Raw genomic sequence first — 15,055 nt, 5'->3', positions numbered from 1 at the left:
CCCGGGGTGGGGGTGGGACTGTGGTCCGTGCCGGGTCAAGGATAGGGCTCCGGTTGCCTTGTCCCGGTTGCTTCACTCGCGTGCCACGATGTGTAGGTTCGGTGAAGCGGTCCCGATAATCGCAGGCAGGTGCGATTCTCGCATCGCTTTTGCGCCGTGGCGCCCTGGGTGTTGTGCACTCGTTATGCCTGCGCCCCACTCGTCCGCACTGTCCAGGATGTCCCAGTGGAGTAGCGCTCGGCGCGCAGAGGACGTATAAGCTTCAAAAATGGTCCCAAATTGGGCATTCTTCGCATGTGGTGACCTTGGATGTTCGGCCTCAGCTGCTCGATGCCCTGTCCGCCCTGCGCGACCGGGTCGCGTCCGTGCGTCTGCCGCTGCCCCTGCCCGGCGCTCCGCGCGCCCGCCAGACCAGAGCCGAGCTGCTCGCGCAGCTCGACGACTACCTCGTACCCCGGCTGAAGGCGCCCGAGGCGCCGCTGCTCGCCGTAGTCGGCGGGTCCACCGGAGCCGGTAAGTCCACCCTCGTCAACTCCCTCGTGGGGCGCAAGGTGAGTGAAGCCGGAGTCCTCCGGCCCACGACCCGGACCCCCGTGCTCGTCTGCCATCCGGATGACCATCACTGGTTCGCCGGGATGCGGGTGCTCCCCGACCTGACGCGCGTCTGGGATCCGCAGGCCGACGAGGACTCCCTTCCGGCCATCCGGAAGACCCCCCACCGTCCGGGCGACAGGCACGCGAACGCCACCCGGGAAGTCCGCATCGAGACCGTCTCCACCCTGCCCCGCGGTCTCGCCATCCTCGACGCCCCCGACATCGACTCCCTCGTCGTCGACAACCGGACGCTCGCCGCCGAACTCATCTGCGCCGCCGACGTCTGGGTCATGGTCACCACCGCCTCGCGCTACGCCGACGCCGTGCCCTGGCACCTCCTGCGCACCGCCAAGCAGTACAAGGCCACCCTGGTCACCGTCCTCGACCGGGTCCCGCACCAGGTGCTCACCGAGGTCTCCCGGCAGTACGGGGCCCTGCTCACGCGGGCCGGGCTGGGCGACGTACCGCGGTTCACGGTTCCCGAACTACCCGAATCGGCCGGCGGGGGCGGGCTCCTGCCCGCCAGCGCCGTCGCGCCGCTGTTCGCCTGGCTCGCCCACCACGCGCAGGATCCGGCCGCCCGCCAGTACGCCGTCGGGCGCACCGCACTCGGCGCGCTCGACTCCCTCGGGCGCCGGATGCCCGAGCTCGCTTCGGCCGTCGCGGCCCAGCACGCCGCATCCGTGCGGCTGACCTCCGCCGTCGAGGACGCGTACAAGAGGGAGGGCAAGCGGGTCCGGGGCCGTCTCGACCGGGGTGCCGTACTCGCCGGGGACGCGCTGACCCGCTGGCGCGGCTACCCGCTCGACACCAGCGCCGACGAACTCCTCGACTCGCTCGCGGAATCCCTCGCCGCACTCCTCCAGTGCGCCGTCGCCGCCGCCGACGAGCGGATCGCCGACGCCTGGCGGCGCGAGCCCGCGGCCGGCGCCGTGGCCCTGCCGGCCCCCGACCGAGAGGCGGCGGAACGTATCGGCATGGCCGTACGGCGCTGGCGGCGCGTGCTGGAGGAACTCGCCGAGGAGGAGGTCGCGCGCCTCGACAAGCAGCCCGCACCCGATCCCGACGGGATCGCCGCCCTCCTGGTCGCCGCCCTCCTCGGCGGCAAGCGGGCCCGCCCGGCGGGGGAGAAGCTCGCCGAACGGATCGGCGTACAGGCCGCCGTACGCCTGCGCGACCGGGGCGGGGAACTGGTCGGAGAACACCTCGACGAGGTGCTGCGCGCCGAACGCGACCGCCGCCTCGCCCCGATCGAGGCGCTCGAAGTCAGTCCCGAACCCCAGGCCGAGCTGATCGCCGCCCTGTCCGTACTGCAGAAGGAGAGGTGACGCGGTGACCGCCTTGACCGACCGGACCGACGACCGCTGGGACGACGGGCTCATCGCGCGCTCGCGCCCCCGGGTGGCCGACGACGACTGGCCCGCGACCGGAGACGACGAGGGCGACGAAGCACTCGTACGGGCGGTCTCCGGCGCCGGCAGCGACGGCGGCAAGGCCCCCGCGCCCCCGCTCAGCCCCGAGGCGCAGGCCCTGCGCGTCCGCCTCGACGCACTGCGCCAGCTCATCGGACTCTCGCGGACCCGGATCCTCGACGGCAAGACCCTCACCGAGGCCGGACGGGTGCTGGACGAGGCGGCGGCGCGGCGCGGGCTGTCGGCGCAGCACACCGTCGTCGCCATCGCCGGGGCCACCGGAAGCGGCAAGTCGACCCTCTTCAATTCACTCGCCGGAGTGCAGATCTCCGAGACCGGGCTGCGCCGGCCCACCACCGCCGCACCCATCGCGTGCAGTTGGTCGGACGGCGCCGCCGGCCTGCTGGACCGCCTCGAGATCCCCGGGAGGCTGCGCCGCCGCCCCCGCGAGACCTCGGAGGCCGAGGCGCTGCGCGGCATGGTCCTCGTCGACCTCCCCGACCTGGACTCGGCGGTAGGCGCGCACCGCGACCACGTGGACCGGGTCCTGGCCCTGGTCGACGCGGTGGTGTGGGTGGTGGACCCGGAGAAGTACGCGGACGCGGTGCTGCACGAGCGGTACCTGCGCCCGCTGGCCGGTCACGCCGAGGTGACCTTCGTCGTGCTGAACCAGGTGGACCGGCTGCCCGGCGAGTCCGCCGACCTCGTACTGGACGACCTGCGCAGACTCCTCGACGACGACGGGATCGCGCTCGGCGAGCACGGCGAGCCCGGGGCCACCGTCATCGGGCTTTCCGCCCTTACGGGTGAAGGCGTCGGGGAGCTGCGCGAGATGCTCGGGCAGTTCACCCAGGAGAAGGGCGCCGCGACCCGGCGGATCTCCGCCGACGTCGACCGGGCCGCGGCGCGCCTGCGGCCCCTCTACATCGCCGACGGCCACACCGGGCCGGAGATCGGGGAGACGGCGCGCGCCGAGTTCGAGGACCGGCTCGCCGAGGCGGTCGGGGCCTACGCGGCCGGCCTCGCCGCCGAGCGGGCCTGGCGGCGCAATGCCGGAAGGGCGTGCGGGACCCCGTGGCTGCGGCTGTGGCGGTGGTACGAGAACCGGCGCGCCCCGCGCTCGCTGGTCGGCCTCGCCGCCCTGGCGGCGATCGGCCGCTCACCGGCGGCCCCGGAGCTGCCGGCCGAGGAGGAGGTGACGGCCCGCCAGCGGGTGGAACAGGCCGTGCGGACCGTCGCCGACGAGGCGGTCCGCGGCCTGCCCGACCCCTGGGCGCAGGCCGTACGGGAGACCGCGGTCCGCGGCGCCGAAGGGCTCCCGGAGGCGCTGGACGAGATCGCGGTGACCCTCGGCGCGGCGGTCGCGGTGCCCGGCGCGAAGCCGCCGCGGCCCTCGTGGTGGCCGGCGGCGGTGCTCGCGCAGGCGGCCATGACCCTGCTCCAGATCTACGGCGGGCTCTGGCTGGTCGGGCAGATCGTCGGGGTCCTGGAACCGCGGCTGATGCCGCCGGTGCTGCTGATGGTGGCGGGCATCATCGGAGGCCCGCTGGTGGAGTGGGCCTGCTCGATCGGGGCCCGGGGCCCGGCCAGGCGGTACGGGCAGGACGCGGAACGCCGGCTGCGGCAGGCGGCGGCCGGCTGCGGACGGGCCCGGGTGCTGGAGCCGGTGGCGGCGGAGCTGCTGCGCTACCGGGAGGTTCGGGAGCAGTACGCGACGGTGGCGAGGTTTTCCACAGCCCGTCAGTAATCCACAGGCCCGAGCGGGTTCCGGCGGACCGGGCCAGCATGGTCGTACCTCGTGCGGATGGTCCGGGCGGGTACGGAATGCGGATCGGGGCGGCGCGTTGCCGAGCGCGCGGCCGCGACCCCGGGAGGACGGCCGGGATGAACGACACCCAGGTGACGCTGGTGGGCTACGTGGCCACCCAGATCGACTACAAGGAGACGACGAGCGGTCCGGCGGCCCGGTTCCGCTTCGCCGTCACCCCGAGGTACTACGACCGGAAGAAAGAGGCCTGGGCGGACGCTCCCACCAGCTTCTACACGGTCTGGGCCCGGCGCAGCCTCGCCGTGAACCTCGCCGGATCCGTTTCCGTGGGGGAGCCGCTGGTGGTCCACGGGCGGCTGAGGGTGCGCGACGCACCACCCGACGCGGAGGGGAACAGGTGGTTCTCCGCGGAGATCGACGCGACCGCCATCGGGCACGACCTGAACCGGGGAACGGCCGCCTTCCGGCGGGTGGTCAGGACGGACACACCGCTGATGGGTACTCAGAAGGCGGCGGTGGTCTGAGTGTTCGAGGCGGCTAGGATTCCCCGGTACTCACGGGCGCCTGGGCCTTCGGCCCGAAGGGGAAGACTGTGTCGATTGCCGTTCCCGCATCCTCCGTTCCTGCTGCTGCTCACACCGAAGCTCCGGATTCCGTTTCGGATGACGGTCGGACTCCTGCCGTTCTTCCGGGTTCCGGTCAGGGTCCCGGTCCGGCCCGCGTCCCGGCCGGCGCGGCCAGACGGGGCTCCGCGCGGCTGCCCATCGCGGTGGCGCTGCTCGCCGCGGCGCTCGCCACGGCGCCGGGCGCACGGGCGGCCGCCGACACCGGTCCGCTCCCACCCCGGGCGCTGGAGGGCGCGAGCGCCGTGCTCGACGGGCTGAAGACCTACGGGCAGGCCGTCCTGCGCGGAGCGGACGGCTCCGTGCGGCAGATCCCGGCCGGACTGTACGAGATGCGGGTCGACGGCGGTGGAATGCTCCAGACGTACGGAGTCGGCATCGCGGGCAACGCGCAGCCCCAGGCCCGGTACGCGGAGAGCGGCTGGAACGGCACGCCCCTGGCCGGAAACGGCGAGGGCGGCCGGGTCCGCTGGGTCCTGGAGCACTCCTACCCCCAGCTGAACGATCTCGCCGGGCTGGCCAGGGCGGCCGGAGCCTCCGGGCTGACCGCGGAGAGCGCGGCGGCCGGGACCCAGGTGGCCATCTGGCGGCTGGCCGACGGCGTGCCGGTCGAGGCGGCGGATCCGCAGGCGCAGAAGCTGGCCGACTACCTCCAGCGCGAGGCGGGCCGGCTGCCGGAGCCCCCGGCCTCGCTGGGGCTGGACCCCGGCGAGGTGTCGGGGCCGGCGGGCAGCCGGATCGGGCCCGTCACCGTGCGGACGGGTGCGCAGAGCGTGAGCGTGACCCCGGACGCGGCGGCCGTGGCCATGGGGGTGCGGGTGCTGGACGCCGAGGGACGGCAGGTCGACACCGCCACCAACGGAACGAAGCTGTTCTTCGAGGTGCCGGCGGGGACCCCGGACGGCAGCGCCTCGGTCACCGTCCACGGGTCCACGCGGGTTCCGGTGGGGCGGGTCTTCACCAGTGGGGTGCCCGCGCAGGCGCAGATCGTGGCCGGCTCCAGCGAGTCCGCCCTCGGGGCCACGGCCACGGCGAAGTGGCCGCGGCCCACGGCGGTCCAGCAGGCCGACGCGAAGGACGCGGCAGCCTCGGGCGCGACGGTGTCCACGCTGGGCACGATGTCGGTCCCCGCCTCGGCGAGCTCGGCGGACACCTCGGAGGAGCGGCTGGCCACGAGCGGCAGCTCGACGGCCACCCCGGTCATCGCGTCCCTGGCGGTCGGCCTGGTGGTCCTCGGCGGCCTCGTCGTCCTGCTGCTGCGCAAGCGTCCGCTGGAAGAGGGCCCCGGCCCGGACCGGGGGACGGGCGGGGAGTAGGCGCTCCGGCCGGAGTTCCGTTCGCTCACGACAGCGAACACGGGTGCGCCCGAGCGGCCTCGTACGGGGCCGGGTTTTCGGGCGTGTGTGCGGTTTGTCCGGTGTATCGGCGGCTGTAACCGGACGAATTCAATCCACTTCAATTGAAGTGGATCACGCGGTTCTTCGTGGCTAAGGTGAACCGGCAAACGTGATCATTTCAATGTTGAGGTGCTGCTTGTGAAGTTGTCCCGGATAGCCGCGTCGGTCGTCACGGCGGCCATCGCCCCGGCCGTTCTGTTCGCCGCGCCGGCCTTCGCCGCGGACTCGGCGACCCCCGCGACCCCGGCACCCGCGTCCGCCCCGGACGGGGCCCCGGCCGGTGGCGCGGTGGTGAAGGCCGACGGCGGCGGGCAGCAGGCCGAGGACGACCGAGTGGCCATCCTGCGCCTGATGGCGGCGACTCCGGTGGGCTCGGAGTTCCGCAAGGCGGGCAGCAAGGCCATCGACGGCGGCCCGGCGGCCATGCGCGCCTTCCTGGAGACCGGCCAGTACGTTGCCCGGGACCAGGACAACCGGGTGCTGATCGGACAGATCATGGACCAGGCCGTGAGGGACTCCGAGGTCAGTACCGGCGTGGTCGAGGCGGGCAGCGCTGCCCTCAGGGGCTCGGCGGCCGACCGCGAGGCCTTCCTGAAGACGGGCCAGTACGAGGCCCGGGACGATGACAACCGCGTCTGGATCTCGCGGATCATCCACAAGGCCCAGGCGGGTACCGGCGTCAACCGCGGCGTGATCGAGGCGGCGAAGGCGGCCCTCCAGGGCTCGGCGGCAGACCGCGAGGCCTTCCTGAAGACCGGCCGTTTCAAGGCCCGCGCCTCCGACATCCGGGTCGAGCTGGCCCGCATGGAGGGCACGGCGGGACCGATCCTCGCCAAGGCGATCGACCAGATCTTCAACACCAGCCCGACCCTGGCCGAGCTGGAGCACTTCCTCGCGGTGACCCAGTTCGAGCTGCGCGACGAGGACAACTACCTCGCCATCTCGAAGATCATCAACGCCGGTGGTCCCGAGGTCCAGAAGGCCGGCAAGGCCGCCCTCAAGGGCACCCCCGCCGACCGCGAGGCCTTCCTGAAGACGGGCCAGTACGAGGCCCGCGCGAAGGACGAGAAGGCCGCCGGAACCAAGCCGGCCACCGGCAGCGGCGCCGGCACCGGGACCGGTACCCCCGGGGTCGTCGTGGCCGACGCCAAGAACGGCCCCGGCACCACCACGACGGGCAACGCCAACGTGAACCCGGCCGGCTCCACCGGAACCAAGGTGCTCGCCTCCACCGGTAGCGACCCGCTGTGGGTGTCCACCGGAGCGGGCGCCGCGCTGGTCGCGGGCGCGGGCTTCGTCTTCGCCACCCGCACCCGCCGCCAGGACCCCAAGGCCTGACCCGGACCGGGCGCCGCCCCCGCGGTGGCGCCCGGCCCTCAGCCGATCGCGGCCGGGCCGTCCGCGCCCCGACCGTCCCGGTCGTCCCGGTCCCTCGCGCCCGCACCCCGGCCGTCGAGGCCCCGGCCGCCCGCGCCCCGACCGTCCAGGCCCCGGCCGTCCGCACCGGGTGCGTCCGCGCCCCGCGCGTCCACGCCGAGGTCCACGCGCATCGCGCCCCGCATGCCCTCCCACCGCGCCCCGAGCCCGAGCAGCTCGGCGTGGATCTCCTCGAACGAGCCGTTCGCGACGGGATCGCCCTGCCCGAGCCGCACCGTCCGGTGGTAGGTCCCGGAGAGCGCCTCCGTCAGCAGGTCCAGCTCCGCGAGCACCTCCGCGGACGCGACCATCTGCGCCTCGGCGAACGCCACGTGATGGGCGCTGCGGGCTTCCTCCAGGGCCGTCCGCTCCTCCGGGGTGACCTGTGCCCCGCGGGCGAGCCACAGGAACGACATGAGGGCGATCCGGTACCTCCGGTACGCGGCATTGGCCGCCGTGTAGCAGTCACGCCTGCGGGCCTGCTCCGCCAGCTCCCGTTCCCGCAGCCACCGTGTCTGCGCCACCCGCTGCTCGCGCTCGAACTGCGCCGCCTGCACCCCCGCCACCATCCGCTGGGACAGCACGGTCGCCAGCAGCGTCCCGGCCACGCCGACCACCGCGGCGCCCAGCGCGATCAGCCCGTTGTCCACGGCTCCACTGCTCCCCCCGCCCCGGCCGCGGCCCCCCGGCCGCCGCCTGCTCCGCGCCATCCTGCCGTGGCGCGAGGCGACGGGGTAGCCGTACCCCGCCCACCGGGGAACACCACGCCTCGAAGCCGCACGCGGCCCCCGTAGGCCGGGCGATTCTCCGGAGGCGGCCACCCCTCCGGTTGGTGCCCAGGTCAGGGCGCCGGGACCATACGGGTTTCCCCCGGGGGATGGACGTCAGGCAAGATGGGGTGTATCTGCCCACCCATCGATCTGCCGGACGGTTTCTCTTGGCTGAGTTCATCTACACCATGCGCAAGACGCGCAAGGCGCACGGCGACAAGGTGATTCTTGATGACGTCACCCTGAACTTCCTGCCCGGCGCGAAGATCGGTGTGGTCGGCCCCAACGGCGCCGGTAAGTCCACCGTCCTCAAGATCATGGCGGGGCTGGAGCAGCCGTCCAACGGCGAGGCGTACCTGTCTCCCGGCTTCACCGTCGGCATCCTCATGCAGGAGCCCAAGCTCGACGAGGCCAAGACGGTCCTGGAGAACGTCCAGGACGGTGCGGCCGACATCATGGCCAAGCTGAAGCGCTTCAACGAGGTCGCCGAGGAAATGGCGACCGACTACACCGACGCGCTGCTGGACGAGATGGGCAAGCTCCAGGAGGTCCTGGACCACGCCAACGCCTGGGACCTCGACGCCCAGCTCGAGCAGGCCATGGACGCCCTGGGCTGCCCGCCCGGCGACTGGCCCGTCACCAACCTCTCCGGTGGCGAGAAGCGCCGCGTCGCGCTCTGCAAGCTGCTGATCGAGGCCCCGGACCTGCTCCTCCTCGACGAGCCCACCAACCACCTCGACGCCGAGTCGGTGAACTGGCTGGAGCAGCACCTTTCGCAGTACAAGGGTGCCGTCGTGGCCGTCACCCACGACCGTTACTTCCTGAACAACGTCGCCGAGTGGATCCTCGAGCTCGACCGCGGCCGCGCCCACCCGTACGAGGGCAACTACTCCACCTACCTGGAGAAGAAGGCCACGCGTCTCAAGGTCGAGGGCCGCAAGGACGAGAAGCGCCAGAAGCGCCTCAAGGAAGAGCTCGAGTGGGTGCGGTCGAACGCCAAGGGGCGCCAGACCAAGTCCAAGGCCCGCCTCGCCCGCTACGAGGAGATGGCCGCCGAGGCGGACAAGATGCGGAAGCTGGACTTCGAGGAGATCCAGATCCCGCCGGGCCCGCGTCTGGGCTCGATCGTGGTCGAGGTCAACAACCTCTCCAAGGCGTTCGGTGACAAGGTCCTGGTCGACGACCTGTCCTTCACCCTGCCGCGCAACGGCATCGTGGGCATCATCGGCCCGAACGGCGCCGGCAAGACCACGCTCTTCAAGATGCTCCTGGGTCTCGAGGCGCCGGACTCCGGTGACGTCAAGATCGGCGAGACCGTCAAGATCTCGTACGTCGACCAGAGCCGCGCCAACATCGACCCCAAGAAGTCGCTGTGGGCCGTCGTGTCGGACGAGCTGGACTACATCAACGTCGGCCAGGTCGAGATGCCCTCGCGCGCGTACGTCAGCGCCTTCGGCTTCAAGGGCCCGGACCAGCAGAAGGCCGCCGGCATCCTCTCCGGTGGTGAGCGCAACCGCCTGAACCTGGCGCTGACGCTCAAGGAGGGCGGCAACCTGCTGCTCCTCGACGAGCCCACCAACGACCTCGACGTCGAGACCCTGTCCTCGCTCGAGAACGCGCTCCTCGAATTCCCCGGTGCGGCCGTGGTCATCTCCCACGACCGCTGGTTCCTGGACCGGGTCGCCACGCACATCCTGGCGTACGAGGGCGAGTCCAAGTGGTACTGGTTCGAGGGCAACTTCGAGTCGTACGAGAAGAACAAGGTCGAGCGGCTCGGCGCGGACGCGACCCGTCCGCACCGTGCCACCTACAAGAAGCTCACCCGAGGCTGAGGGCTGAGGTCGAGGGCCATGGCCAGACACCACTACCGCTGCCCCCTGCGCTGGGCGGACATGGATGCCTTCGGGCACGTCAACAACGTCGTCTTCCTCCGCTATCTGGAGGAGGCGCGGATCGACTTCATGTTCCGCCTCGCGCCGGGGGAGGGCAGTGAGTCCTTCACGGGCGGTTCCGTCGTGGCCCGCCACGAGATCGACTACAAGCTGCCCCTCGTGCACCGTCACGAGCCGGTCCTCATCGAGTCCTGGGTGACCCGGATAGGCGCCGCGTCCCTGACCATCCGCTACGAGGTCAAGGACGAGGCGACCGAGGACGCGCCCGAGACGGTCTACGTGCGCGCCGAGACCGTGGTCGTGCCGTACAACCTCGCCGAGGGGCGGCCCCGCCGCATCACGGCCGAGGAGAAGCTCTTCCTCCAGGAGTACCTGGACGAGCCGAAGGCACAGCCGAAGGCCGGCACCGCCGGCGTCGAGGGCATCGCGGCATGAACGAGCAGCTGCACTTCGCCGACTCCGGGGAGGCGGCCGACCTCGCCGCCTTCCTGGGCCGGCTGGTGCACTACGACCGCGCCGCCGCCGTCCGCCTGCAGGCGCAGGCCGGCGGCGGCGCGCTCGCCGTCTTCGGGCGACCGCCGTCCTTCGACGTGCTGGCCATCCGTACGGTGCGCCTCGCCGCGCCCGTGGGGACGCCGCTGGACGTCACCGTGTCGGCCGGCGAGCTGCTGGAGTCGGTCGACGAGACCTCCGGCGGAGCCCTCGTGCCCGCGGCCGTCACCGGACCGCCCTGGGCGGGGGTGCTTCCGCCCCGCGGCGGCTGGGCCCCGGTCGCCGGGCTGCCCGGACCCGAGGCGATCCGCGCGGCCCTGGCCGCCTCCGTCGCCGAATTCCGGGCCCGTGACGAGGCCCTGCCCCCGCAGCACCGGACCCGGTCCGAGCGCGACCGCATCGGCCGCGAGATCTGGTCCCGCACCCTGGGGGACACCGAACTTCCGCTGCGCGCCGTCCACGCCGCGCAGTCCCTGGGCTTCCTGCGGCCGGTACGGTCCACCGTGCCCGCCGGACCCACCCCGCCCGGAGCCCCCGAAACGGTGGCGCTGTTCGCGTCCGGGGGCTGGCTGCGCCTGCGCACCCCGTACGGGTCGATCGCCACGCGCCGCCCCGGCGGCCTCGGCGCACTGCTGGTGCGTCCGGTCTAGCCGCCAGTCCAGCCGCCGGAGGGCCTAGCCCGCGGTGTTGACCATGGATGCGGCGGCGTACGTCAGGTAGCGCCACAGCTGCGCCTCGTACTCCGGGGCGAGGGCGAGCTCGTCCACCGCCACCCGCATGTGCTTCAGCCACGCGTCGTGCGCCGCCGAGTCCACCTGGAACGGGGCGTGCCGCATGCGCAGGCGCGGGTGGCCGCGGTTCTCGCTGTAGGTGTTCGGGCCGCCCCAGTACTGCATCAGGAAGAGCGCGAACCGGTCCTCGGCAGGGCCCAGGTCCCCCTCCGGGTACATCGGCCGCAGCAGCGGGTCCTCGGCCACCCCCTGGTAGAAGCGGTGCACCAGGCGGCGGAAGGTGTCCTCGCCGCCCACCAGCTCGTAGAAAGTCTGCTCCTGGACCGTACCCCGCGGAATCTCGTTCACCCGACCATCGTCTCAGACGCCCGGACGGAGGACCCCGGTCCTAGGACTCCTCGGGCGGACCCCCAGGGGCGGACCTCCAGAGGTCGCCCGCGAGCCCCGTCCGCAGGACAGTGGAGGCATGGGCGCTGACGCCGGGGTACGCGACATGCGGGAGACCGCGCATGCCGCCCAGGTACGGGAACTCACCGCCGCCGGGGCGCTGGGCGACCCGGCCTGGCGGGCGGCCTTCGCCGCCGTGCCGCGGCACGTCTTCGTCCCGTACTACTTCACCGGCCGCGGGGCCGGACACGAGCGGCTCTGGGCCGAGGACCCCGATCCCGAGCGGCGGGCCCGCTGGCTGCGCGGGGTCTACGCGGACGCCCCGCTCGCCACCCGGCTGCGCGACGGCGAGCTCGTCTCCTCCAGCAGCCAGCCCTCGCTGATGGCGAACATGCTGGAGGCCCTGGAGGTGCGCGACGGGGACAACGTGCTGGAGATCGGCGCGGGCACCGGCTACAACGCGGCCCTGCTCTGCCACCGGCTCGGCGACGGGCTCGTCACCACCGTGGACCTGGACGAGGAGATCACCGAGTCGGCGCGCTCGCACCTGGCCCTGCTCGGCTACCGGCCCGCGGTGGTCACCGGCGACGGGGCGCGCGGTTGTCCCTCCCGGGGCCCCTTCGACCGGATCCTGGTGACCTGCACGCTGCCGCTGATCCCGCCCGCCTGGCTGGCCCAGTGCCGTGCGGGGGCGCGGATCCTGGCGCCGCTGTCGACCGGGCTGATCGCACTGACGGTGCGGGACGAGGGGTTCGCGGAGGGCCGCTTCCTGCACACGCCGGCGTACTTCGTCCCGCTGCGGGGCGCCACGGCGGCGCCGCCGGGCACCTACGGGACCCCGCAGGGGCTCCCGTACGAGCTGGTGGAGAACGAGCGCTTCCAGTTCATGCTGGTGCTGACCTCGGGCGCGCTGCACCCCAGGGAGGCGCTGGACCTGTGGCGGCGCGAGGACCGGCCGGCGCGCGAGCGCTTCGGCGTGACGGTCACCGCCGAGGGGCAGTGGTCGTGGCTAGACGATCCCCAGGGGCCCTACGTGTGGCCCCTGGGGGAGTCGGACGGCCGGGCCTAGGGCCTAGCCCTGCTCAGCCCTGGCGGATGGTGATCGTGGTCCAGGCGCCGACGTGGACGCGGTCGCCGTCACCGAGCGGGACCGGCACGTAGGGCTGGATCGACTCCTCGCCGCCGTTGATGGTGGTGCCGTTGGTGGAGTTCTGGTCCACCACGGCCCAGCTGCCGTCGGGCTGCTGCACCAGTACCGCGTGCTGGTGCGAGACGCCCGGGTCCTCCGGCGGCACCGACAGGTCGATGTCGGGGGACTCGCCCGTCGAGGCGCGGCGGCGGCCGATGGTGATCTGGCCGCCGGAGAGCGGGAGGTGCTGCTCGGGGGAGTACGCCGGCAGGTTGAGGCCCGCCGCCTCGGGGCCGCTGCGGTGCATCATCGCCATGAAGTACGAGCGGTCCGGGCCGATGGTGGCGGTCCAGGGGCCGCCGCCCTGCCGACGGGGCGCGAAGGGCTCCTGCAGCGACTGCTGATGCTGCTGCTGCGGCTGGTACTGACCCGTCGGGGGCTGCTGGTACTGCTGCTGCTGCTGCGGCGGCGGCGGAGGCTGCTGCTGGTACTGGGGCTGCTGGTACTCCTGGTGCGCCGGAGGCGGCAGCATCCAGTCGTCCTCACGCTGCAGCGGCTCGGCGGCGCGGTTGACCTGGGAGGGGCGCGAGCCCTCGTACTCGAAGTGGTCCTGGGAGTACGCGGGAGGGGCGGACGGCGCGACCGGAGCCGGGGCCGGGGGCGGCGGCGGAGGACCGGGCGTGCCCTGGTACTGACCCTGGCCCTGGCCCTGACCCTGGTTGGGGCCCTGGTTCTGTCCCCGACTCAGGTCCGGGGCGAGTGGCGTGTACGAAGTCGCCGTGCGCGTCAGGAAGTTGTACCGGCACTCCTCGCAGAAGGGGGCCATCGCTTCGCGCGGGGTCCGGCACTGCGGGCAGAGCTCGGCCTGGGCGGTCGGCTCGCCGGTCGGAGGGTAGCCGTAGCCGTAGGAGGGCGCCGCGGGGGTGCCCGTAGGGGCAGTCATGCGGTGACCGCAGACCTCGCACCAGTCGTCGGAGGCGGACTGGTGCCCGTTCGGGCAGGTCGGCATCGCGGCGCTTCCTCCTTCTTCCTGCGCCATCGCGGCAGGCTCTTCGGCTTCGTCTTTGTCTTGTTTCTTCGTCTGTGCATTCGGCGTGCGGCTGAGCTGAGCGTCAGGCTTTTTTCACTCGAACGGTCTGGGTCGAACGCGTTTCAAGGGTCATCTCGTCCGCATCGGCGACCTTTGCCTTCAGCCGCACAGTACCCGCCGCCGCATCGACGACGTCCACCACCTTCGCGAGGAGCTTCGCGGTGTCCGCGTTGCCCGAGCTGCTCGCCAGCTGCACGGCGCGGCCGAGCTTCGCCGTCGCTCCGCCGACATCACCCAGTTTGCGGGCTTCGAGACCCTGCTGGATAGCCTGCGCGAGCTCCGCCTGCCCGGTGTAGTGGGCGACCTGGGCGTTGATGGCGGTCGAGGCGGCGAGGTCGTTCGTCCACACCGCGCGGACCAGCCCCTGGGAGAGGACGGTCGGGGCCTCGCCGGGCGCCCCCGGCATGATGAGCGTGGCGCGGGCGGCCAGCATCTCCTGTCCCACGGCCGCGCCCGGGACCCGTACGCACACGTGGTACTCGCGGGACTCGTCGCCCCATGAGCCCGTCGGGTAGTCCCCGGCGCGCGGGCCCGCCTCCGTACGCCGGTCCGTGAGGTCCTGGACGGCCGGCGCGACCTGCTTCACGTACTGGATCTCCACGCCCACCGGGGTCCACAGGCGCAGCGCGACGTCCGCGACCTCCTTGCCCATGACGTTCTCCATCATGTGCGTGAAGTCCTCGCTGAGGTGGGCCGGGTCGGCCACGATGTCGGCGGTGCCGAGCAGTGCGCTCGCGATGCCGGTGACCTCCCTGACCTCCCAGTCGGTCCCCACGCCGCGGGCGTCACAGGTGAAACGGCCCGCACAGGCGTCGAGGGTGGCGCGGAGCACCTCCGGCTCCTCGTGCTCGTTGCGGCCGTCGGTGAGCAGGATCCCGTGCCGGATCGAGGCGGTGGACTGGCGCAGCAGGCCGTCGGCGAGGCGCAGCCAGGTGCCGATGGCCGTGCCGCCGCCGGAGGAGAGGCCGCGCAGGGCCTCCTTGGCCTGGGCGCGGGTGGCGGCGTCGGCGGTCGCGAGGCGGCCCTGGCCGGGGTAGACCTCCTTGGCCACGTGCGTACCGGCGATCACGGCGAAGGAGGTGCCGTCGCGGAGGGTGTCGATCGCGGCGGCGGTGGCCTCGCGGGCCCCGCGCATCTTCTCCGGCGGGTACTCCATGGAGCCGGAGCAGTCGACCATGATCACGACGGCGGCGCCCTGCGCGGACGTCCGGGTGGCGGTGGCCCCGCCGGTGGAGGTGACCGTGACGATGGCGTGGACGTCGCGGCCGCCCTCCGGGAGGTACTCGTTCTGGTAGACCTCCACGTTGAAGCGCGGGGCGCTCGGCTTGGCGAAGTTCGCCATCGGTCGGTACTC

At 72.8% G+C, this 15,055-nt stretch carries 13 protein-coding genes; 9 read left to right on the top strand and 4 right to left on the bottom strand.

Annotated features, from left to right (window positions below):
• The first annotated feature begins 299 nt into the window (after nucleotides 1-299).
• The 5 genes from OHU74_RS12320 to OHU74_RS12300 all read left to right on the top strand — a co-directional run bounded on the left by OHU74_RS12320 (nucleotide 300) and on the right by OHU74_RS12300 (nucleotide 7,132).
• Nucleotides 300-1,922: a dynamin family protein gene (locus OHU74_RS12320; RefSeq protein WP_371615932.1), complete on the top strand. Its 1,623-nt coding sequence runs from the start codon at nucleotides 300-302 to the stop codon at nucleotides 1,920-1,922.
• 4 nt (nucleotides 1,923-1,926) lie between these two features.
• On the top strand, nucleotides 1,927-3,753 hold the full coding sequence (locus OHU74_RS12315; RefSeq protein ID WP_371615931.1) for a GTPase: 1,827 nt from the start codon (nucleotides 1,927-1,929) through the stop codon (nucleotides 3,751-3,753).
• A gap of 137 nt (nucleotides 3,754-3,890) precedes the next feature.
• The gene (locus OHU74_RS12310) at nucleotides 3,891-4,298 is read left to right on the top strand and encodes a single-stranded DNA-binding protein (protein ID WP_371615930.1); all 408 of its coding nucleotides are present in this window, start codon (nucleotides 3,891-3,893) and stop codon (nucleotides 4,296-4,298) included.
• A gap of 245 nt (nucleotides 4,299-4,543) precedes the next feature.
• Nucleotides 4,544-5,713: a thioester domain-containing protein gene (locus OHU74_RS12305; protein WP_371615929.1), complete on the top strand. Its 1,170-nt coding sequence runs from the start codon at nucleotides 4,544-4,546 to the stop codon at nucleotides 5,711-5,713.
• Nucleotides 5,714-5,923: 210 nt separating this feature from the next.
• Nucleotides 5,924-7,132 carry an ALF repeat-containing protein gene (locus tag OHU74_RS12300; protein WP_371615928.1) on the top strand — a complete coding sequence of 403 codons (1,209 nt, stop codon included), beginning with the start codon at nucleotides 5,924-5,926 and terminating at the stop codon, nucleotides 7,130-7,132.
• 38 nt (nucleotides 7,133-7,170) lie between these two features.
• Here OHU74_RS12300 and OHU74_RS12295 read toward each other — a convergent pair whose 3' ends face one another.
• Nucleotides 7,171-7,860 (bottom strand): hypothetical protein, encoded by a 690-nt coding sequence (locus tag OHU74_RS12295; protein ID WP_371615927.1) that lies wholly within the window; start codon nucleotides 7,858-7,860, stop codon nucleotides 7,171-7,173.
• Between the two features lie 287 nt (nucleotides 7,861-8,147).
• Here OHU74_RS12295 and ettA point away from each other — a divergent pair, with 287 nt between their 5' ends.
• The 3 genes from ettA to OHU74_RS12280 are packed head-to-tail and all read left to right on the top strand — an operon-like array spanning nucleotide 8,148 to nucleotide 11,014.
• A complete protein-coding gene (ettA, locus tag OHU74_RS12290; RefSeq protein ID WP_371615926.1) occupies nucleotides 8,148-9,812 on the top strand; it encodes an energy-dependent translational throttle protein EttA in 1,665 nt (554 codons plus the stop codon).
• Between the two features lie 18 nt (nucleotides 9,813-9,830).
• Nucleotides 9,831-10,307 carry an acyl-CoA thioesterase gene (locus tag OHU74_RS12285; RefSeq protein WP_371615925.1) on the top strand — a complete coding sequence of 159 codons (477 nt, stop codon included), beginning with the start codon at nucleotides 9,831-9,833 and terminating at the stop codon, nucleotides 10,305-10,307.
• Nucleotides 10,304-11,014, top strand: a complete 711-nt coding sequence (locus OHU74_RS12280; RefSeq protein WP_371615924.1) for a hypothetical protein — start codon at nucleotides 10,304-10,306, stop codon at nucleotides 11,012-11,014. The genes OHU74_RS12285 and OHU74_RS12280 overlap by 4 nt, the downstream gene beginning before the upstream one ends.
• A 24-nt stretch (nucleotides 11,015-11,038) precedes the next feature.
• Here the strand turns inward: OHU74_RS12280 and OHU74_RS12275 are convergent, their stop codons facing one another.
• Nucleotides 11,039-11,443 carry a globin gene (locus tag OHU74_RS12275; protein ID WP_371615923.1) on the bottom strand — a complete coding sequence of 135 codons (405 nt, stop codon included), beginning with the start codon at nucleotides 11,441-11,443 and terminating at the stop codon, nucleotides 11,039-11,041.
• A gap of 118 nt (nucleotides 11,444-11,561) precedes the next feature.
• Between OHU74_RS12275 and OHU74_RS12270 the strand changes: the two genes are divergently transcribed.
• Nucleotides 11,562-12,551: a methyltransferase domain-containing protein gene (locus tag OHU74_RS12270; RefSeq protein WP_330296447.1), complete on the top strand. Its 990-nt coding sequence runs from the start codon at nucleotides 11,562-11,564 to the stop codon at nucleotides 12,549-12,551.
• Nucleotides 12,552-12,564: 13 nt separating this feature from the next.
• Here OHU74_RS12270 and OHU74_RS12265 read toward each other — a convergent pair whose 3' ends face one another.
• Together OHU74_RS12265 and OHU74_RS12260 are read right to left on the bottom strand one after the other, a co-directional pair.
• On the bottom strand, nucleotides 12,565-13,650 hold the full coding sequence (locus tag OHU74_RS12265; protein ID WP_371615922.1) for an FHA domain-containing protein: 1,086 nt from the start codon (nucleotides 13,648-13,650) through the stop codon (nucleotides 12,565-12,567).
• 73 nt (nucleotides 13,651-13,723) lie between these two features.
• Nucleotides 13,724-15,043: a VWA domain-containing protein gene (locus OHU74_RS12260; protein WP_371615921.1), complete on the bottom strand. Its 1,320-nt coding sequence runs from the start codon at nucleotides 15,041-15,043 to the stop codon at nucleotides 13,724-13,726.
• Between the last annotated feature and the right edge of the window lie 12 nt (nucleotides 15,044-15,055).

Origin of the sequence: Streptomyces sp. NBC_00454 (genome assembly GCF_041434015.1) — a bacterium.
GTDB lineage: Bacteria > Actinomycetota > Actinomycetes > Streptomycetales > Streptomycetaceae > Streptomyces.
The sequence above is the reverse complement of the archived record's forward strand: the minus strand, read 5'-3'. Positions and strand labels throughout refer to the sequence as shown.